Genomic DNA, 20,194 nt, shown 5'->3' with positions numbered 1-20,194 from the left:
ACAGGCGGGATTTCAGATCAGTTGCCGTGCGCGATTGCGGGTCACGGTGCATTGCGGCGGTGCACACTCGTCCTAAAAGCATCGCGGGCAAGCCCACTCCGACAGGATCTGCGCAAACCCTGCGGGAGCGGGCTTGCCCGCGATTGGATCTGACGATCAGCGAAGAGCTAAAGGCTGTTTAGCCCTCATCCCCCTCATCATCATCCCCGCCATCGACCTTCATCCCCAGCTCCTTGATCTTGCGAGTCAGGGTATTGCGACCCCAGCCCAACAGCACAGCGGCATCGCGACGACGGCCGGCGGTGTGCTTGAGGGCGGTCTCGATCATGATCCGTTCGAACGCCGGCACCGCGCTGTCAAGCAGGCTCGACTGGCCACGTGCCAGCGCCTGATCAGCCCATTGGCGCAACGCCTGCTCCCAATTGGTCACCGGTGCCGAATCCTGAGGCAGGCTCAGCAGTTCCGGCGGCAAGTCGCCGATGTGCACTTCGCGGCCGGAAGCCATGACGGTGATCCAGCGGCAAGTGTTCTCCAGCTGACGCACGTTGCCCGGCCATGGCAGGTTTTTCAGGTATTCCTCGGTTTCGTTTTTCAGCAGCTTCGGCTCGACGGCCAGCTCCTGTGCTGCACGGCTGAGGAAATGCTTGGCCAGGGTCGGGATGTCTTCGCGACGATCCGACAGGCGTGGAATGTGAATGCGGATCACATTGAGGCGGTGGAACAAGTCCTCACGGAATTTCCCGGCGTGCACCAGGGTTTCCAGATTCTGGTGTGTTGCGGCGATGATTCGCACATCGACCTTCACCGGCACGTGGCCACCGACGCGATAGAACTCGCCATCGGCCAGTACCCGCAGGAGACGGGTCTGGGTGTCCGCCGGCATATCACCGATCTCGTCGAGGAACAGCGTGCCGCCGTCCGCTTGCTCGAAGCGTCCGCGCCGCAGGTTGGCCGCGCCGGTGAAGGCGCCTTTCTCGTGGCCGAACAGCTCGGATTCCATCAGGTCTTTGGGGATCGCCGCCATGTTCAGCGCAATGAACGGCGACGCCGCGCGCGGGCTGTGCCGATGCAGGGCGTGGGCCACCAGTTCTTTACCGGTTCCCGATTCGCCATTGATCAGCACGGTGATGTTGGAGTGGCTCAAGCGCCCGATGGCGCGAAACACTTCCTGCATCGCCGGCGCTTCGCCAATGATTTCCGGGGTGCGGGTCAGGGTCGGGGCGACTTCGAAACCTTGCTGTTCCTGGGCGTGCTGGTTGGCGCGCTTGACCAGGGACACCGCCTCGTCGACATCGAACGGCTTGGGCAGGTATTCGAATGCACCGCCCTGATAAGACGCGACAGCGCTGTCCAGATCGGAATGCGCCGTCATGATGATCACTGGCAGCCGTGGGTGCTGTTCGCGAATCCGTGCCAGAAGGTCCAGGCCACTGGCGCCCGGCATGCGGATGTCGGAGATGATCACATCCGGCTGCTGGCGAGCCAGGCGGCTCATCACGCCATCGGCGCTGTCGAAGCTTTGCGTGGTCATGCCTTCTTGCTGCAAGGCTTTTTCCAGGACCCAACGGATAGAACGGTCGTCATCGACGATCCACACGGTTTCACTACGGCTCATGTCGATGTGGCTCCTTGTTCCAGTGGCAGAAAGATCGAGAAAGTGGTGTGGCCTGGGTGGCTGTCACACTCGATCAGGCCCTGGTGCTGGCTGATGATGTTCTGGGTGATGGCCAGGCCCAGCCCGGTACCGTCCGGACGGCCGCTGACCATGGGAAAGAAAATGGTTTCCTGTAGTTCCGCAGGAATGCCCGGACCGTTGTCGATGATTTCGATCTTGGTCACCAGGCGATGGCGCACATGGCCGATGGTGAATTGGCGCATGGCGCGGGTGCGCAGGGTGATGCGGCCCAGGCGCAGCTCGTTCTGGCTGCTGATGGCTTGCATCGCATTGCGCACGATGTTCAGCACGGCCTGAATCATTTGTTCGCGGTCGATCAGGACGTCTGGAATGCTTGGGTCGTAGTCGCGCACCAAAGTGATGCAGCCCTGGCTTTCGGCCTCGACCAGATGGCAGACACGTTCCAGCACTTCATGGACGTTGCACATGGCCAGCGACGGCAGCTTGTTGGAGCCGAGCATGCGGTCCACGAGGTTACGCAGGCGGTCGGCTTCTTCAATGATCACGTTGGTGTAGTCGCGCAGACTTTCTTCCGGCAGTTCGCGAGCCAGCAATTGAGCGGCACCGCGAATCCCGCCCAGCGGATTCTTGATTTCGTGGGCGAGGCCACGCACCAGCATTTTGCTGGTTTCCTGTTTCGACAGCTGCGCTTCTTCCTTGGTGATCCGCAGCAAGCGATCACGGGGATGGACTTCGAGCAGCAGCAAGGTATCGCCATTGCTCAGGATCGGCGTGACCGCGTAATCGACCGTCAGGGTCTGGCCGGTGAGGGCGGTGAGCATCGCTTCGCGCTTGGTGAACGGATGCGCCTGCTGCACCGCCTGGCGCAAGGAGTTCAGGGCCTCGGTGGACTCGGTGAACAGCTCGCTGATGAACTGCCCATGGCTGCGCTGGCCACTGATGGCCAGGAGCATTTCCGCGGCCGGGTTCATGTACTCGAGGCGCAATTCGGCATCGAGCAGGATGGTCGCGGTGGTCAGGTTGTCGAGTAGCAAGCGGTGTAGTGCGTCACTGATGGTCATTCAGGACCTCTTTTGGCGCATGAATAAAAAGCTGATGCGAGGAAACTGCAAAAACCAAACCAAGGCTCCGAAAAGAAGCGCCGAACCCCTGAAACAGGCGTTTGACGCTCGATTGCGTGGCGTTCTGCCAGCTTTCGCGGGTACTTTCGAACCAAAATGGGTTGGATTTCAACGTGAGTGCAACCATTCGCACCAATATAGTGCGCAAACCTGAACGAGGTTAAAAAGCTTTAGGGGGCGCTTCTCGGTGACGTCTAGTCCGCTGAAGACCCGATAACGGGAGCGTGAGCCGGCAAGCGATCAGCATCAGGCCTTCAACGCTTGTGCACCCGTTGCACGGTGAATGTCACGGTCGGGCTTTGCTGCACGACCTCATCGCCGTCGATCACTTGTACGGCGAGACGATGCTGGCCGCGATCAATGTTCACCAGTTGCAGGACCGGTACGTTGCCTGGTTGGCCGTACGGTTGATCGTCCAGCCATAGTCTGAGCTGATGCGCTCCCTGCAGGCGTGGCTTGATCAGCACGTTGACGGTGAAGGTGCCGTCGTTGGCGCGCAGGGCTTCGGTGGTGGGAAGGCCGGTGATTTTCAGTGCTTCATAAGTGGTGCGAGGTTGTTCGGGGTTGCTGGCTTTGGCGGGCGGTTGTGGTTCTCCCGACAGCTGGCTTTCGGCACGGTTGAGCGGTGGCAGCTCGACCGGATGAGCTTCAACGCCATCAGGTGGCTGGTTGCTGTATCCGGTGTTGCCATCGGCATCGACGTATCTGTAAATCCGAGCCATCACGGGAAAAGCCAACGACAGCAGCAAAAGCATGAAAAACGGCCGCATTCAGACTCCCGGTGGCCAGCGAGGATTACTCCGACAATGGAATACCTTGGCTGCCAGCATAGAACACAATAAGTTCTACCGGCTTGTCACCGGTTATTCCACGATGCGTGATGTTGACCATTTCAGCCAGCGCGTCGCCCTGTTTGAAGTGCTGGATCTGGCCATTGTCCTTGCTCTCGATCGTCAATTCGCCTGCGAGAATGTAAGCCGCGTTGGGGATCGGATGGGTATGCCAGTCGAGTGCGGTGTTGGCCGGTATCTTGAGTTTGAGCAATGACAGTTCAGGCGCGGAATCGGGGTAGCGAATGTAAGGCGTGTTGTCCCAGGAGGTGCTGGTTTGCAGCAGGATTTTACGTTCGACACCGGCCGGAGTTGATGCGGGGCTGCAGCCCTGCAACGCTATGGTCAACGTGGCGATCAGGGGTGTGAACAGGCAGGTCTTCATTCTTCCATCCATTGAGTTCAGCAAGTCGATACAGGCTACGAGCAACTCGAATGGATTGATGCCGGACGATGCTGTGAATGTCCGAGGAGAATGAGAAAACAGTTGTCGGAAACTGCCCACAAAAAAGGCCTTCCGAAGAAGGCCTCTTTTTGTCACGCCGCTTGCGCAGGCGCTACCGGATTAGCAGCTGTAGTACAGCTCGTATTCCAGTGGGTGTACGAAGGTACGAACCTTGATTTCTTCTTCGCTTTTCAGGGCGATGTAAGCGTCGATGAAGTCGTCGCTGAAAACGCCGCCTTTGGTCAGGAACGCACGACCTTTGTCCAGCTCTTCCAGGGCTTCTTTCAGGCTGCCGCAAACTTGTGGGATCTCTTTCGCCTCTTCAGGCGGCAGGTCGTACAGGTTTTTGTCAGCTGCATCGCCAGGGTGGATCTTGTTCTGGATGCCGTCCAGGCCAGCCATCAGCAGTGCGGCGAAAGCCAGGTACGGGTTGGCAGCCGGATCCGGGAAGCGCGCTTCGATACGGCGGGCTTTCGGGCTCGACACGTAAGGAATACGGATCGAAGCGGAACGGTTGCGAGCCGAGTAGGCCAGCATTACTGGAGCTTCGAAACCTGGCACCAGACGCTTGTAGGAGTTGGTGGCCGGGTTGGTGAAGCCGTTCAGGGCCTTACCGTGCTTGATGATGCCGCCGATGAAGTACAGGGCGGTATCGGACAGGCCGGCATAGCCTTCGCCTGCGAAGGTGTTCTTGCCATCTTTCCAGATGGACATGTGTACGTGCATACCCGAGCCGTTGTCGCCGTACAGAGGCTTAGGCATGAAGGTAGCGGTACGGCCGTAGGCATCGGCAACGTTGTGCACGACGTACTTCAGGGTTTGGGTTTCGTCGGCTTTCTTCACCAGGGTGTTGAACTTGACGCCGATTTCGTTCTGGCCGGCAGTTGCCACTTCGTGGTGGTGAACTTCGACGGTCAGGCCCATTTCTTCCAGTGCGTTGCACATGGAGGTACGGATTTCGTGGTCGTGGTCGAACGGTGGAACCGGGAAGTAGCCGCCTTTGACGCCTGGACGGTGGCCCTTGTTGCCGCCTTCGATGTCCTGGTCGGACATCCAGGAACCTTGTTCGGAGTAGATCTTGAACATGGAACCGGAGATGTCGGACTTGAACTTGACCTGGTCGAAGATGAAGAACTCTGGCTCCGGACCGGCGAATACGGTGTCACCGATACCGGTGGCTTTCAGGTGCTCTTCGGCGCGCTTGGCGATCGCACGTGGGTCGCGATCGTAGCCTTGCATGCTCGAAGGTTCGATGATGTCGCAGACCAGGATCAGGGTCGGCTCTTCGGTGAACGGGTCGAGAACGGCGGTGGAATCGTCCGGCATCAGGATCATGTCGGAGGCTTCGATGCCTTTCCAGCCAGAGATGGAAGAACCGTCGAACATCTTGCCGACTTCGAAGAAGTCTTCATCCAGCGCGTCGCGAGCCGGCATGGTCACGTGGTGCTGAGTGCCTTTGGTGTCCGTGAACCGCAGATCAATCCACTTGACGTCATGATCTTTGATGAGTTGAACCGACTTCGACATAGTGTCCTCCGGGTGGCTTAGGGCTGGTAGTGGATGCCCTTAAATGTTTGTGATGCCGGCGCGAATACTCTGCCAAGGCAACCTGCCTCACAAGGGAGCAAATTGCATGCCAGTGCCCCAGCATGGGTTTTTTGCCCCAATTTCACGCTTATAGAGGCGCAGGGCCTATAAAAGCTTGAATTCACGCCCCTTAATGTGGCGTCGAAGTTGCAAAGTGACCTGTTTTGGTGCGCACAAAACCTTCTGCACATTAACTGGTTAAACCTTGAGCAATTTCCGCTATAATCCGCGCCCCCCTTTTTCGGCTGGCCCAGCGCGCGCTGTTTTCATGAAACTAATCGTAAAAGTCTTTCCCGAGATCACCATCAAGAGCCGCCCGGTACGGATGCGTTTCATCCGCCAATTGGCCAAGAACATCCGTGCCGTGCTCCGCGATCTGGACCCGGCCGTGGTGGTGAACGGTGTGTGGGACAACCTCGAGCTGGAAACCCGTGTCAGCGACCCCAGGGTCCTGAAGGAGATGGGCGAGCGCCTGAGCTGCATGCCGGGCATCGCGCACTTCCTGCAGATCGACGAGTACCCGCTGGGCGATTTCGACGACATCGTCGAAAAGTGCAAGCAGCACTACGGTGATGCACTGGCCGGGAAGATCTTCTCGGTGCGTTGCAAGCGCGCCGGCAAGCATCCGTTCAGCTCGATCGACATCGAAAAATATGTCGGCAGCCAGTTGCGCCGTCAGTGCGGTGCCGCCGGGATCGACCTGAAAAAGCCGGAAATCGAAGTCCGCATCGAAGTTCGCGACCAACGGTTGTTCGTGATCCACAGCCAGCACAATGGCATCGGCGGTTATCCGCTGGGCGCACTGGAGCAGACGCTGGTCCTGATGTCCGGCGGTTTCGACTCCACGGTCGCTGCCTACCAGATCATGCGCCGTGGCCTGATGGCCCATTTCTGCTTCTTCAACCTTGGCGGCAGGGCCCATGAACTGGGCGTTATGGAAGTCGCGCATTTCATCTGGAAGAAGTACGGCAGCTCCCAACGCGTGTTATTTGTCAGTGTGCCGTTCGAGGAAGTGCTCGGAGAAATTCTCGGCAAAGTCGATAACAGTCATATGGGCGTAGTATTGAAGCGTATGATGTTGCGCGCTGCGTCCCGAATCGCCGATCGCCTGCACATTGATGCGCTGGTCACCGGTGAGGCGATTTCCCAGGTTTCGAGCCAGACACTGCCGAACCTGTCCGTGATCGACTGCGTGACCGACAAGCTGGTGCTGCGCCCGCTGATCGCCAGCCACAAGCAGGACATCATCGACCTGGCCAACGAAATCGGCACCGCCGACTTCGCCCGGCACATGCCGGAGTACTGCGGGGTCATTTCGGTGAACCCCAAGACGGCGGCCAAGCGTCATCGCGTGGAGCACGAAGAGAAAGAATTCGACATGGCGGTCCTTGAGCGTGCGCTCGAGAACGCCAAGCTGGTGCCGATCGATCGCGTGATCGATGAATTGGGCCAGGACATACAGATTGAAGAAGTCAGCGAAGCGCTGGCCGGTCAGATCGTGATCGACATCCGCCACCCGGATGCGGCCGAGGATGACCCGCTGGAACTCGCTGGTATCGAGGTACAAACGATGCCGTTTTATGCTCTGAACGCTCGTTTCAAGGAACTGGACCCTACTCGCCAGTACCTGTTGTATTGCGACAAAGGCGTGATGAGTCGCCTGCATGCCCACCATTTGCTCAGTGAGGGGCATGCCAATGTGCGCGTTTATCGACCGAGCTAAGTGCCCGGGGCTGTTTGCCTGTGGCTTGCGTCACCGGCCCCCCGACGCCGCCGTCAAGCTGTAACGGCTTTCACGGACGCTACTGTTAATCGCTGCCACGACCTGTCAGCACACCGAATCCTCTGATCGAGATACACAAGTGATCGAAAATCTACGCAACATCGCCATCATCGCCCACGTTGACCATGGTAAAACCACCCTGGTAGACAAACTCCTGCGTCAATCCGGCACCCTGGAGCGCAACGAGCTCAACGACGAGCGCGTGATGGACTCCAACGACCAGGAAAAAGAGCGCGGTATTACCATTCTGGCGAAAAACACCGCCATCAACTGGAACGGCTACCACATCAACATCGTGGACACCCCGGGCCACGCCGACTTCGGCGGCGAAGTTGAACGCGTAATGTCGATGGTCGACTCCGTTCTGCTGCTGGTTGACGCTCAAGACGGCCCTATGCCGCAAACCCGTTTCGTGACCAAGAAGGCTTTCGAAGCCGGCCTGCGTCCAATCGTGTGCATCAACAAGGTTGACCGTCCAGGCGCGCGTCCGGACTGGGTTCTGGACCAGATCTTCGACCTGTTCGACAACCTGGGTGCCACCGAAGAACAGCTGGACTTCAAAGTCGTCTACGCCTCGGCCCTGAACGGTATTGCCGGTCTGGACCACAACGAAATGGCCGACGACATGACCCCGCTGTACCAGTCGATCGTCGACAACGTACCTGCGCCGGCCGTTGACCGTGACGGTCCGTTCCAGATGCAAATCTCCGCACTGGACTACAACAGCTTCCTGGGTGTTATCGGTGTTGGCCGTATCGCTCGTGGTCGCGTCAAGCCGAACACTCCGGTCGTGGCGATCAGCGCCGACGGCAAGAAGCGTAACGGTCGTATCCTGAAGCTGATGGGTCACCACGGTCTGCACCGTGTCGACGTTGAAGAAGCAGCTGCCGGCGACATCGTGTGCATCAGCGGTATGGACGAGTTGTTCATCTCCGACACCCTGTGCCAGCTCGACACCCCGGAAGCGATGAAGCCTCTGACCGTTGACGAGCCAACCGTTTCCATGACCTTCCAGGTAAACGACTCGCCTTTCTGCGGTAAAGAAGGCAAGTTCGTGACTTCCCGTAACATCAAGGAACGTCTGGACAAAGAGCTGCTGTACAACGTTGCACTGCGCGTTGAAGAAGGCGACTCGGCTGACAAGTTCAAGGTGTCCGGCCGTGGTGAGCTGCACCTCTCGGTACTGATCGAAACCATGCGTCGCGAAGGCTTCGAAATGGCTGTAGGTCGTCCGGAAGTGATCATCCGTCTGGTTGACGGCGTGAAGCACGAACCGTACGAAAACGTGACCATCGACCTGCCGGAAGAATCCCAGGGCAAGGTGATGGAAGAGATGGGCCTGCGTAAGGGCGACCTGACCAACATGGTGCCGGATGGCAAGGGCCGTGTACGTCTGGAATACAACATCCCTGCTCGTGGTCTGATCGGTTTCCGTAACCAGTTCCTGACCCTGACCAACGGTGCTGGCATCCTGACTTCGATCTTCGACCGTTACGACGTGATGAAGTCCGGCGACATGTCCGGCCGTCAGAACGGCGTTCTGGTTTCGGTTGAAACCGGCAAGGCGCTGACCTACTCCCTGGAAACCCTGCAGGCGCGTGGCAAGCTGTTCGTTGAACACGGTCAGGAAATCTACAACGGTCAGATCGTTGGTCTGAACAGCCGTGACAACGACCTGGGCGTTAACCCTACCAAGGGCAAGAAGCTCGACAACATGCGTGCTTCGGGTAAAGACGAAACCATCGCTCTGGTTCCACCTGTTCGCTTCACCCTGGAACAGGCTCTGGAATTCATCCAGGACGACGAGCTGTGTGAAGTGACGCCTAAGTCCATCCGTCTTCGCAAGAAGATCCTGGACGAAAGCGAGCGTACCCGCGCTGCCAAGAAAGCCAAGGCGTAACATTTAGCCTGGCTCAACGAAAACGCCCCCGGTCGAAAGGCCGGGGGCGTTTTTGTTTGTCTGCGGTTTGTCTGGAGCTTGTGCAGTGTCGGTGCCGCTCACTTCGCTGGCAAGCCGACAACAATCATTGTGGAAGCTGGCTTGCCAGCGAAGGCGGCCGATCAGCCACCGCCAATGTCAGGCGCAATCAGAACCGCTCGATATTCCGCGAATTCCGCTCGCGCTCCACTTCCTTGGGCTTGTACGCGCAATACCCGGGCCGCGGGCCGATTTTCGGGTGATTACGGCAGGTGTCCGGGCGCTTTTCATAAATAGTGCACAGACGGCTCTTACGATCCAGATACAGGCAATCGTTGTTGCTCATGCGCTGAAGGGTGAAAATCTCGGACTTCTGGTTGTAGCGCTCGACGATCCCTTCCTTCTGCAGGCGCTTGGCGATGTTCTTCGGCGGGTCGCCGCGCTCGAACTCGTCGACGATGCCGATACGGATCAGATCCTTGATCTTGACCTCGACAGGCAGCGTGCAGCAGCTGGATATGCAGGAACCGCACATCGGAGCAGAGTACTTGGCCCAGGTATCGAGTCGGTCGATCTCCGCGGCGGCGATCAGGTTCGGCTTCATCATTGGTTGTTACCAGCATGCATCAGGGCGCGCGATCATACCGGGACTGGTGGATTTTTGAACAACCTTTCGCCAGATTTTTTGCGTTGGGTGGCCGATTGGCCATAAATTCGGCACGGCCCCTGCATTGATTCCAGTACACGACGACGTATTAACGACTCAAGTAGCACTAACAGGAAAAACTGGCGAACCAGAGCCTCTACCGCCTGTCAGACCGTCTAGGCTCAGACAACCCAACGCTCGCTCGAGGTCTTATCGATGACTCAAGAACCACTTGTTCGCGAAGCAGAGGTGGCCGCATTCCGCGACGCCGTCTTGACCAAACTCACCTACGCGGTGGGCAAAGACCCGGATCACGCTTTCGACCATGACTGGTTCGAAGCCATTGCGCTGGCGGCGCGTGATCACATGGTCGAGCACTGGATGGACCATACGCGTCAGATCTACCGCAAGGGTCAGAAGCGCGTTTACTACCTGTCCCTGGAATTCCTCATCGGCCGCTTGCTCTATGACAGCCTGAGCAACCTCGGTTTGCTGGACGTGGCGCGTGAAGCGCTGACCGAGCTGGGCGTGGACCTTGAACGCATCCGCTTGCTGGAGCCCGACGCGGCGCTCGGCAATGGCGGCCTCGGACGTTTGGCGGCGTGCTTCATGGAAAGTATGTCGACCCTGGGCATCGCCGGTCATGGCTATGGCATTCGGTACGAACATGGCTTGTTCCGTCAGGCCATTGTCGACGGTTGGCAGCAGGAACAGACCGAGCACTGGCTGGATTTCGGCAACCCCTGGGAGTTCGAGCGGCCGGAAGTGGTGTATCCGATTGGCTTCGGCGGCAGCGTCGAGACGGTCACCGATGAAAGCGGAAAATCCAGGCAAGTCTGGCACCCGGCGGAAACCGTGCGGGCCATTGCCTACGACACGCCGGTGGTCGGCTGGCGCGGGGCGAGCGTGAACACGCTGCGACTGTGGCGTGCGCGGGCCATGGAAGATCTGCACCTGGAACGTTTCAACGCCGGTGACCACCTGGGTGCAGTCGCCGAAGTGGCCCGGGCCGAAAGTATCTCCCGTGTGCTCTACCCGGCGGACAGCACCGAAGCGGGCCAGGAACTGCGCCTGCGCCAGGAATACTTCTTCGTCGCCGCGTCCCTGCAGGATTTGCTGCGCCGCCATCGCAATATGCACACCTCGGTGCTGACCCTGGGCGATCACGCGGCGATCCAGCTCAATGACACCCACCCGTCGATTGCCGTGGCCGAGCTGATGCGTCAATTGGTCGACGTCTACGACGTGGCGTGGGACGCCGCCTGGCAGGTCACGGTCGACACGCTTTCCTACACCAACCACACACTGCTGCCCGAAGCGCTGGAAACCTGGCCGGTCGGCTTGATGGAACGCATGCTGCCGCGGCACATGCAGATCATTTACCTGATCAACGCCCAACACATCGATTCGTTGCGCGCCAAAGGCATTCACGACTTCGACGTGTTGCGTGCGGTATCGCTGATCGAAGAAGACAACGGCCGCCGCGTGCGCATGGGTAACCTGGCGTTCCTCGGTTCCCACAGCGTCAATGGCGTGTCCGGGCTGCACACGCAGCTGATGCGCAAAACCGTGTTCTCCGAACTGCACAAGCTCTACCCGGACCGGATCAACAACAAGACCAACGGCATCACCTTCCGCCGCTGGCTCTTTCAGGCCAACTCCGAACTGACGTCAATGCTGGTCGATGCCCTGGGCCCGGAGCTGCTGGATAACCCTGAAGATCGCTTGCTCGGTCTGGAGTCGTTCGCCGACAAGACCGCGTTCCGCAAGGCGTTTGCCGAGCAACGCCTGCACAGCAAAAAAGCCCTGGCCTACATCATTCACGAACGGCTGGGGGTGGCGGTCAACCCGGCGGCCATGTTCGACGTGCAGGTCAAGCGCATCCACGAATACAAACGGCAACTGCTCAACCTGATGCACACCGTGGCGCTCTATCAGGCGATTCGCGCCGAGCCGGAGGTCGATTGGGTGCCTCGGGTGAAAATCTTTGCCGGCAAGGCGGCGGCGAGCTATCACCAGGCCAAGCTGATCATCAAACTGACCAACGACATCGCCCGGGTGGTGAACAACGACCCGACCGTGCGTGGCTTACTGAAAGTGGTGTTCCTGCCCAATTACAACGTCAGCCTGGCGGAGAGCATTATCCCGGCGGCGGATTTGTCCGAGCAGATTTCTACTGCCGGCTTCGAAGCCTCGGGCACCAGTAACATGAAATTCGGCCTGAATGGCGCATTGACCATCGGTACGCTGGACGGCGCCAACGTTGAGATGTGCGAACGCATCGGTGCCGAACACATGTTTATCTTCGGCCTCAGTGCCCAGCAGGTCGAAGCGCGCAAGCAGAACCACGAGTTCAGCGCAGTGCCGGACATCGCCGCCTCCCATCGGCTCAGCGACGTGCTGCAAGCCATTCGTGGCGGGGTGTTCTCGCCGGATGATCCGTCCCGTTACACCGGGCTGATCGATTCGCTCGTGGATTACGACCGCTTCCTGGTCTGCGCCGATTTCGACTCCTACTGGAATGCGCAAATGCGTGTCGAAGCCCATTGGCATGACTCGAACGAGTGGTGGCGCTCCGCGGTGCTGAACACGGCGAGGATGGGCTGGTTTTCGTCCGACCGGACCATCCGTGAGTACGCGACGGATATCTGGAAAGCACTGGAGTAACTGTTCGTCCGGCTCGATATACTGGCGCTTCGGAAAAATCGCAGCCTTCGGCGGCTCCTGCAGATGAATACATCGTCCTGTAGGCGCCGCCGAAGGCTGCGATTTTTTGGGGCTGGCCAGTAGGCTAGTCTTTCAGGGATCGGGCTCAAGGATATGGACCATGCAATGGATGTTCATGCTGATCGGACTGGTGCTCGGCTGGCTACTCGATGAGTCATTCAGCGAGGCGCTGCTGGGCGCATTACTCGGACTGGGTATCGGCCAGGCCATTCGCGTCGCTCATCTGAGCTCCGAGGCGCAAGAGCACAAGCGCCTGCTGGAACAGGCACGGACGGCCCTGCAGGCAGTCGAACAACGGTTGGCGGTGCTGGAGGTGTCTGGTGTCAAAACGCCCGAAGCCAGCCAGACGATGGCCAGTGAACCCGTTGTTGCTCCTGAGACCCTGCTGGATGAGAGTCCTGCCGCCACCCCGGAGCTGATCTGGGAACTCCCGCCTGAACTCGAACCGATCCCCGCTGCGGCCAGTGAAATCGGCCGTGCGCAACCCTTAGATGCCTGGAAGCCCGAAACGTCTGCCCGTGAACCACGGCAACCCGTCACCCCGCGTGGCCCGAACTTTATCGACAGCGCTATTGCCCGCGCCCGCGCGTGGCTGTTGGGCGGCAACACTGTGTTGCGGGTCGGGGTGGTGTTGTTGTTCCTTGGCCTGGCCTTTTTGCTGCGTTATGCCACCGAAGGGGTGGTGGTGCCGATCGAGCTGCGCTACGCCGGGGTTGCGGCGGCGGCACTGGGGCTGCTCGGGCTGGGTTGGTGGCTGAGAAAGCGCAACACCGGTTACGCCTTGATCGTGCAGGGTACCGGGGTCGCGGTGTTGTACCTGACGGTGTTTGCGGCGATGCGCCTGCACCCATTGCTCGATCCCTCGGCAGCGTTTGGCATTCTGGTGGCAATCACCGTGTTCTCGGCCATTCTCGCCATCACCCAGGATGCTCTCGGGCTGGCTGCCGTTGCGGCGCTGGGCGGGTTCGCCGCGCCGATCCTGGCCTCCACCGGCACCGGTAGTCATGTCGCGCTGTTCAGCTACTTCGCCTTGCTCAATGCCGGCATTTTCGCCATCGCCTGGTTCAAGGCCTGGCGCTTGCTGAACGTCATTGGCTTTGTCGGCACCTTCGGCATCGGTTTCGCCTGGGGCCTGCGTTCCTACACGCCGGAACTGCTGTGGAGCACCGAGCCGTTCTTGATCCTGTTTTTCCTCATGTACCTGGCCATCGGGCTGCTGTTCGCCCGACGCAAACTGCTGGAAATGAACGATGCGCCGCAGAATGGCGATCGCGATGCGCTGTTGCACTGGTCGTCGCGCAAGGGTGACTACGTTGACGGCACCTTGCTGTTCGGCCCACCGCTGGTGGGTTTTGGTTTGCAGTTCGCGCTAGTGCAGCATCTGGAGTTCGCCGCCGCGTACAGCGCCTTGGCGCTGGGCATCCTCTACATGGGGTTGGCGCGTCTGCTGATGGGCGGACGCGCCATGTTGCTGGGAGAAACCTGCCTGGCCCTGGGGGTGATTTTTACCAGTCTGGCGATACCGCTGGGGCTGGATGCGCGCTGGACGACCGCCGCATGGGCCGTGGAAGGTGCGGGGATTTTCTGGCTTGGCTTGCGTCAGCAACGGCCGCTGGCCCGGGCCTTTGCCCTGTTGCTGCAACTGGGGTCGGCGCTTGCGTTTCTCAGCGAGTTGCGTGACGGCGAGCGCAGTCTGCTTGACGGCGCAGCGTTGGGCGCACTGCTGCTGGGCGTGGCATTGCTGTTCAGTTTCAATCAATTGCGCAAAGCCATGCCGGCGCAAACCAGGGCTTGGGAACGCCAGGGCATGCCCGTGCTGGGCTGCCTTGGGCTGGCGTTTCTCTATCTGCTGGCACCGCTGTTTTTCTTTGCCCATGGCACCGTAATCAGTTGGGCCCTGGCCGGGTTGCTGACGTTGTTGGTCGGCCTGCATGTGTCATCGCGGACAATGTTGTTCACTGCACTGGCCGTGCAATTGTTGGCGGGTGCGATGTTTCTCACCGCGTGGCCGTTGACCACTGAAACGCTGCGACCCCTGGCCCATGGTGGATTCTGGGCGCCATTGTTGCTGGGGGTGGCGGCGTTGGTCGGGGCCTGGCGCATGCAAGTGGGCAATCCTGCCATGGCGCTTGATGGGCTGATCCGGCAGCGATTGTCTCCAGCGTGGCTGGCGTGGGGCGCGGCCTGGTGGGCGCTGGCTTGGACCAGTGAAGTGCTGCGCTTTGCACCGCTGAATCTGCAAGCGACCTTGCTGCTGGCCGTCGCGGCCGTGAGCGTGGCGCTGTGGACGGTGCTGGCGCTGCGCTTGAAATGGCCATCGCTCGGGGTGCTCTGTACCTTGCTGATTCCGGCGGCGGGGCTGGTGTTGCTCGCCGCCTGGCACGCGCGTTATCACCCGGCGGCCAACTTCGGATGGCTGGTGTGGGCGGCGGTATTCGCCGTGCATTTCATCTCCCTGCGACGTTTGGCGGCCCTGCTGCCAGCGCAGGCTACAAGTGCCGCCCATGTGCTCGGCTGCTGGCTGTTGATCGGCGTGCTGGCCCTGGAGCTGCGGTACGGTCTGCTGCTGATGTCCGAGCAGTACAACGCCTGGCGCTGGCTGGGCTGGGCGATGTTGCCGAGCCTGTATCTGGTCTTGATGGCGTCCCCGCGCCCATGGCTGTGGCCGGTGTCGGCTTACCCCCGCGAGTACCGCGTGTACGCCGCCGCGCCGCTGGCCGGGCTGATGCTGGTCTGGTTCTGGCTGGCCAATATCATCAGCGACGGCAGCGCCGAGCCGCTGCCCTATGTGCCGCTGATCAACCCGCTGGAGCTGGGGCTGTTGTTTGCGTTGTTCGGCGTCTACGTCTGGTCGCGCAGCGCGGTGGCACAACTGGCGCTCCACCAGGGTTACGCGACCCTTGTTTCGCAACGGGTTGTCGGGGTTTCGCTGTTTGCGTTCTTCACGGCGTTGGTGATGCGCGCGGCGCACCATTGGGGCGGCGTGCCATTCGAGCTGGATGCATTGCTCGAATCCATGTTGGTGCAGGCCGGGCTGTCGATCGTCTGGACCCTGATGGCCTTGGGTCTGATGATCGGCGGCCATTTGCGCAGTCGCCGCGAAGTCTGGCTGATCGGTGCAGCGCTGATCGGTGTGGTGGTGGCCAAGCTGTTCTTTGTTGAGTTGAGTAACCGCGGCGGGCTGGCGCGGATCGTCTCGTTCATCGGCGTTGGCGTGTTGCTGCTGGTGGTGGGCTATTTCGCCCCGTTGCCACCCAAGCGCGCCGAGCCTGTGGCGGGTCCTGAAAAACCGGTCCAGGAATCCGAAGGAGTGTCGTCTTGAGGCAAAAGTTGAACCTGGGTTGGTTGGGTGCAATGGCGATGGGCGTGGCGATGATGGCTGGCGCCCAGGACAAACCGGCGGATTTCGCGACGCAGGTGCCGTTGTCCGTCAGTGGTAACGGTCCGTGGTATCGCCTTGAGCTGCCCTTGGCTGTGCAACTGAATGCCCGGCAGGCTGACTTGAGCGATGTGCGCGTGTTCAATGCCGCAGGCGATGTGCAGGCCTACGCGCTGGCTCGGGAAACCGCACAAACCGCGCAAGACCGCGTGCTCACCGAGGTGAAATGGTTCCCGCTGTATAACCGGATGGACGCCACCGAACATGCGCCAAGCGTGCGGGTACAGTCGAGCGCCAATGGCACGCTGGTCCAGGTGCAGCCCTCCAGTCAGCTGGAAGCCGGCGAAGAAGAATTGCGTGGCTGGCTGCTCGACGCCAGCGCCATCAAGGCGCCGTTGCAGCGGTTGATCCTCGACTGGACCAGCGAGCGTGACGGTTTTCAGCGATTCAGTATCGAGGCCAGCGACGACTTGCAGCATTGGCAGTCCTGGGGCGAAGGGCAGGTCGCGCGGCTGACGTTTGCGGACGAGCAGGTCGAACAGCATGAAGTCAGCCTGCCGGGACAGCCTGCGCGCTACTTGCGCCTGTTGTGGGATACCCCGCATTCGGCTCCGACCCTCACCTCGGCGCAACTGGAGAGCGCCAGTACCCGCAGCCTGCCGCTGCCGTTGGTCTGGTCGCAAGTGTTGGCTGGCAGCAGCGTGAAGCCTGGCGAATACACCTGGCAATTGCCGATGGCGCTCACTGTCGAGCGGATACAGGTCGAGTTGAGCGAGCCCAACAGTCTGGCGCCGGTGACCTTGTCTGGCCGGCGGGACAGCAGCCTGCCGTGGCAGCCGTTGAGCAATGGTTTGCTTTATCGTCTGACCCAGAATGGTCAGGACGTGGTGCAAAACGAATTACAGCTGCCGGGGCAAATCGTGCAGCAATTGAAGCTGACCGTTGATGAGCGCGGCGGAGGTTTGGGCGCACAAGCGCCTGGCTTGAAATTCGCCGTGCGCGCCACGCAATTGGTGTTCCTGGCCCGTGGGCCCGGGCCTTACACGCTGGCGCTGGGAAATTCGGCGGTGAAGGCAGCGAATCTGCCGTTGGCCACGCTGATTCCGGATTACAGCGCAGCGAAACTGGCGACGCTGGGCAAGGCCTCGGTCGATGGCGCGGCGACCATTGCGCCGGTGGCTTCGTCCGTGCAGGCCACGTCGGGCACTGACTGGAAAAAATTTGGCCTGTGGGCGGTGTTGTTGCTGAGCGTTGTATTCCTGGCGGCGATGGCGTTCAGTCTGCTGCGCAAACCGCCCGCCAACCCCTGAAGTCGGGTGCTTCGCACCCCATCGCGAGCAGTCTCGCTCCCACAAGGAAAGCGCAGTACCTGTGGGAGCGGGCTTGCCCGCGATAGCGGTCGATCAGTCGACAGAAAGGCTGGGATAACCGCTACTTTTCGGCTCACACCCGGACCATTTCCATCTACGCTGAACCCCGCGCATGAACTCTCTTCGGTCGATCACGTCTGATAGGAGGAAATGCGCCCCGACTCGCGTTAAACTGCGCGGGTTTTTAGCCCCCCATTCCTCCGGAGCCTTCCATGTCCCGCGTTACCTTGAGTCGCTATTTGATTGAGCAGACCCGCAGCAACAACACTCCTGCCGATCTGCGCTTCCTGATCGAAGTGGTGGCGCGTGCCTGCAAGGAGATCAGCCACGCCGTTTCCAAAGGCGCCCTGGGTGGCGTACTGGGCAGCATGGGCACCGAAAACGTCCAGGGCGAAGTGCAGAAGAAGCTCGACGTTCTGTCCAACGAGATCCTGCTCGAAGCCAACGAATGGGGCGGTCACCTGGCCGGCATGGCGTCCGAAGAAATGGACAACGCCTACCAGATCCCGGGCAAATACCCGAAAGGCGCCTACCTGCTGGTATTCGACCCGCTGGACGGTTCGTCGAACATCGACATCAACGCGCCGGTCGGTACCATCTTCTCGGTGCTGCGTTGCCCAAGCGAATACCTGAGCCAGAACGAAGCCTTGAATGAAAAGGCCTTCCTGCAGCCGGGCACCCAGCAAGTGGCCGCCGGTTATGCCATCTACGGTCCGCAGACCATGCTGGTCCTGACCCTGGGCGACGGCGTCAAAGGCTTCACCCTGGACCGCGAAATGGGCAGCTTCGTGTTGACCCACGAAGACATCACCATTCCTGAAACCACCCAGGAATTCGCCATCAACATGTCCAACCAGCGTCACTGGGAAGCCCCGGTGCAACGCTACGTCAGCGAGTTGCTGGCAGGCGAAGAAGGTCCGCTGAAAAAGAACTACAACATGCGCTGGGTCGCGGCGATGGTGGCGGACGTGCACCGCATCCTGACCCGTGGCGGTCTGTTCATGTACCCGCGCGACAGCCGCGAGCCATCGAAGCCGGGCAAACTGCGCCTGATGTACGAAGCCAACCCGATGTCGTTCCTGGTGGAACAGGCGGGCGGCGCGTCCACCGACGGCCACCAGCGCATCCTCGACATCAAGCCTGACGGCCTGCACCAGCGTGTTGCGGTGTTCCTCGGCTCGAAAGAAGAAGTTGCACGCGTCACGGCTTACCACAAGGAATAAACCATGAACGCGCCCTGGCAGCCGTTGCTCGAATGGTGGTTCGGTAAAGCCGAATCTTCCAGGGAAGTCGCGGCTGACAAGGGCAAGTTATGGTTCGGCAAGCGTGACAGCCAGGACCTCGAAGCGCGTACGCGTTTCGGGGGCCAGGTCGAGCAGGCACTGACCGGCGGTTTGACCGATTGGGCGCAATGCCCCGAAGGTTGGCTGGCGCTGGTGCTACTACTCGATCAACTCCCGCGAATGATCTTTCGCGACTCCCCCAAGGCTTTTTCCGGTGACATCAGGGCTCAGGCACTGGTCGCGCAGGGCATTGCTGCGGATTTCGATCGACAGTTAAGACCCATCCAGCGTGTGTTTATCTACCTGGTGTTCGAACACAGCGAGCATCTGGCGGCACAGAACGAAGGTGTTTCGCGCTACATCGATCTGTTGGCGCAGCAACCGGAAGCCGACCGCGCACTGTTTACCGATTACCTGGATTTCGCCGAGCGGCATCAGAAAGTGATTGCACGGTTTGGACGGTTTCCGCATCGCAATGCGGTGTTGGGGCGGGAGTCTACGGCTGAGGAGTTGGCGTTTCTGTCGAAACCGGGGTCACGGTTTTAAACCTTCATTGCGGCTGATGCCTTCATCGCGGGCAAGCCCGCTCCCACAGTGATCTGGTCGGACACAGCATAGGTGTTCGCCGAAGATTCCTGTGGGAGCTGGCTTGCCAGCGATGAGGCCGGTAAGACCGGCTTAGATCCTGAAACTACCCACCAGATGCTTCAACCGCGCCGCCTGCTGCTCAAGATCCGCACAGGCACGCAAGGTTGCCTGCAGGTTCTCCACGCCTTCCTGGTTCAGCGTATTGATCTCGGTGATGTCGACGTTGATCGATTCGACCACTGCGGTCTGTTCTTCGGTGGCCGTGGCGACCGACTGGTTCATGCCGTCGATTTCGCCGATGCGCTGGGTCACGCTGCCCAGGCGCTCACCGGCCTGGTTGGCGATGCCGACACTGCTTTCACTCTGGCGCTGGCTGTCGGTCATGATGGTCACCGCTTCCCGCGCACCGACCTGCAGTTCTTCGATCATTTTCTGCACTTGCTGCGCCGAGTCCTGAGTGCGGTGGGCGAGGTTGCGCACTTCATCGGCCACCACCGCAAACCCGCGTCCGGCTTCACCGGCACGCGCCGCTTCGATGGCGGCGTTCAGTGCCAGCAGGTTGGTCTGCTGGGAGATGCTGGTGATCACTTCCAGAATCTGCCCGATGTTGACGGTGTTGCTGTTGAGCGTCTCGATGTTGCCGCATGAATCGCTGATTTTCGCCGAGAGCTGGTGCATCGCGCTGATGGTTTTGTCCACCACCTGCTGACCGTCTTCGGCCAGGCTACGGGCGTCGCTCGAGTGCTGGGAGGCGAGGGCGGCGTTCTGGGCGATTTCCTGGGCGGCGGCACCGAGCTGGTTGATCGCTGCGGCGACGCTGCTGGTGCGCGAGGCCTGCTGGTCGGAGTTGAACATCGACGAGTTCGAGGCGGCCACCACAC

At 60.2% G+C, this 20,194-nt stretch carries 14 protein-coding genes; 7 read left to right on the top strand and 7 right to left on the bottom strand.

The window, feature by feature from the left end; translation table 11 throughout:
• Positions 1–178: 178 nt before the first annotated feature.
• From ntrC to glnA, 5 genes are all read right to left on the bottom strand, one after another.
• Positions 179–1,615, bottom strand: coding sequence for a nitrogen regulation protein NR(I) (gene ntrC / locus ACVWYU_RS07155; protein ID WP_090328062.1), 1,437 nt, complete (start codon positions 1,613–1,615; stop codon positions 179–181).
• Entirely contained in the window at positions 1,612–2,697 is a 1,086-nt protein-coding gene (gene glnL, locus ACVWYU_RS07150) for a nitrogen regulation protein NR(II) (RefSeq protein ID WP_090328065.1), read from the bottom strand. Before glnL ends, ntrC begins: the two co-directional genes overlap by 4 nt.
• Before the next feature lie 314 nt (positions 2,698–3,011).
• Complete coding sequence (locus ACVWYU_RS07145; RefSeq protein WP_457372316.1) at positions 3,012–3,527, bottom strand: DUF4124 domain-containing protein; 516 nt, start codon at positions 3,525–3,527, stop codon at positions 3,012–3,014.
• Between the two features lie 25 nt (positions 3,528–3,552).
• Positions 3,553–3,972 (bottom strand): cupin domain-containing protein, encoded by a 420-nt coding sequence (locus tag ACVWYU_RS07140; protein WP_090328070.1) that lies wholly within the window; start codon positions 3,970–3,972, stop codon positions 3,553–3,555.
• 180 nt (positions 3,973–4,152) lie between these two features.
• Complete coding sequence (gene glnA / locus ACVWYU_RS07135) at positions 4,153–5,559, bottom strand: type I glutamate--ammonia ligase (protein ID WP_056852215.1); 1,407 nt, start codon at positions 5,557–5,559, stop codon at positions 4,153–4,155.
• 328 nt (positions 5,560–5,887) lie between these two features.
• Here glnA and thiI point away from each other — a divergent pair, with 328 nt between their 5' ends.
• Together thiI and typA are read left to right on the top strand one after the other, a co-directional pair.
• The gene (thiI, locus tag ACVWYU_RS07130) at positions 5,888–7,342 is read left to right on the top strand and encodes a tRNA uracil 4-sulfurtransferase ThiI (RefSeq protein ID WP_090328072.1); all 1,455 of its coding nucleotides are present in this window, start codon (positions 5,888–5,890) and stop codon (positions 7,340–7,342) included.
• 139 nt (positions 7,343–7,481) lie between these two features.
• Positions 7,482–9,302 (top strand): translational GTPase TypA, encoded by a 1,821-nt coding sequence (typA, locus tag ACVWYU_RS07125; protein ID WP_040063516.1) that lies wholly within the window; start codon positions 7,482–7,484, stop codon positions 9,300–9,302.
• 187 nt (positions 9,303–9,489) lie between these two features.
• Here the strand turns inward: typA and ACVWYU_RS07120 are convergent, their stop codons facing one another.
• Positions 9,490–9,927 carry a YkgJ family cysteine cluster protein gene (locus tag ACVWYU_RS07120; RefSeq protein WP_090328075.1) on the bottom strand — a complete coding sequence of 146 codons (438 nt, stop codon included), beginning with the start codon at positions 9,925–9,927 and terminating at the stop codon, positions 9,490–9,492.
• A gap of 255 nt (positions 9,928–10,182) precedes the next feature.
• Between ACVWYU_RS07120 and ACVWYU_RS07115 the strand changes: the two genes are divergently transcribed.
• The 5 genes from ACVWYU_RS07115 (at position 10,183) to ACVWYU_RS07095 (ending at position 19,271) form a co-directional block, all read left to right on the top strand.
• Positions 10,183–12,633, top strand: coding sequence for a glycogen/starch/alpha-glucan phosphorylase (locus tag ACVWYU_RS07115; RefSeq protein WP_457372315.1), 2,451 nt, complete (start codon positions 10,183–10,185; stop codon positions 12,631–12,633).
• 160 nt (positions 12,634–12,793) lie between these two features.
• A complete protein-coding gene (locus tag ACVWYU_RS07110; protein WP_457372314.1) occupies positions 12,794–16,015 on the top strand; it encodes a DUF2339 domain-containing protein in 3,222 nt (1,073 codons plus the stop codon).
• Positions 16,012–17,382, top strand: a complete 1,371-nt coding sequence (locus tag ACVWYU_RS07105; RefSeq protein WP_457372313.1) for a DUF3999 domain-containing protein — start codon at positions 16,012–16,014, stop codon at positions 17,380–17,382. The genes ACVWYU_RS07110 and ACVWYU_RS07105 overlap by 4 nt, the downstream gene beginning before the upstream one ends.
• Positions 17,383–17,654: 272 nt before the next feature.
• Positions 17,655–18,665 (top strand): class 1 fructose-bisphosphatase, encoded by a 1,011-nt coding sequence (locus ACVWYU_RS07100; protein ID WP_090328087.1) that lies wholly within the window; start codon positions 17,655–17,657, stop codon positions 18,663–18,665.
• 3 nt (positions 18,666–18,668) lie between these two features.
• A complete protein-coding gene (locus ACVWYU_RS07095; protein ID WP_090328090.1) occupies positions 18,669–19,271 on the top strand; it encodes a DUF924 family protein in 603 nt (200 codons plus the stop codon).
• Positions 19,272–19,403: 132 nt separating this feature from the next.
• Here the strand turns inward: ACVWYU_RS07095 and ACVWYU_RS07090 are convergent, their stop codons facing one another.
• Positions 19,404–20,168, bottom strand: coding sequence for a methyl-accepting chemotaxis protein (locus ACVWYU_RS07090; RefSeq protein WP_390959813.1), 765 nt, complete (start codon positions 20,166–20,168; stop codon positions 19,404–19,406).
• Positions 20,169–20,194: the final 26 nt, after the last annotated feature.

Source organism: Pseudomonas sp. TE12234 (genome assembly GCF_054061835.1).
The sequence above is the reverse complement of the archived record's forward strand: the minus strand, read 5'-3'. Positions and strand labels throughout refer to the sequence as shown.

What these genes read in the sequence shown, in the direction of transcription:
- ntrC (WP_090328062.1), bottom strand. Translation starts at nt 1,615, where the DNA reads ATGAGCCGTAGTGAAACCGTGTGGATCGTCGATGACGACCGTTCTATC.
- glnL (WP_090328065.1), bottom strand. Translation starts at nt 2,697, where the DNA reads ATGACCATCAGTGACGCACTACACCGCTTGCTACTCGACAACCTGACC.
- ACVWYU_RS07145 (WP_457372316.1), bottom strand. Translation starts at nt 3,527, where the DNA reads ATGCGGCCGTTTTTCATGCTTTTGCTGCTGTCGTTGGCTTTTCCCGTG.
- ACVWYU_RS07140 (WP_090328070.1), bottom strand. Translation starts at nt 3,972, where the DNA reads ATGAAGACCTGCCTGTTCACACCCCTGATCGCCACGTTGACCATAGCG.
- glnA (WP_056852215.1), bottom strand. Translation starts at nt 5,559, where the DNA reads ATGTCGAAGTCGGTTCAACTCATCAAAGATCATGACGTCAAGTGGATT.
- thiI (WP_090328072.1), top strand. Translation starts at nt 5,888, where the DNA reads ATGAAACTAATCGTAAAAGTCTTTCCCGAGATCACCATCAAGAGCCGC.
- ACVWYU_RS07120 (WP_090328075.1), bottom strand. Translation starts at nt 9,927, where the DNA reads ATGATGAAGCCGAACCTGATCGCCGCCGCGGAGATCGACCGACTCGAT.
- ACVWYU_RS07115 (WP_457372315.1), top strand. Translation starts at nt 10,183, where the DNA reads ATGACTCAAGAACCACTTGTTCGCGAAGCAGAGGTGGCCGCATTCCGC.
- ACVWYU_RS07110 (WP_457372314.1), top strand. Translation starts at nt 12,794, where the DNA reads ATGCAATGGATGTTCATGCTGATCGGACTGGTGCTCGGCTGGCTACTC.
- ACVWYU_RS07100 (WP_090328087.1), top strand. Translation starts at nt 17,655, where the DNA reads ATGTCCCGCGTTACCTTGAGTCGCTATTTGATTGAGCAGACCCGCAGC.
- ACVWYU_RS07095 (WP_090328090.1), top strand. Translation starts at nt 18,669, where the DNA reads ATGAACGCGCCCTGGCAGCCGTTGCTCGAATGGTGGTTCGGTAAAGCC.
- ACVWYU_RS07090 (WP_390959813.1), bottom strand. Translation starts at nt 20,168, where the DNA reads ATGTTCAACTCCGACCAGCAGGCCTCGCGCACCAGCAGCGTCGCCGCA.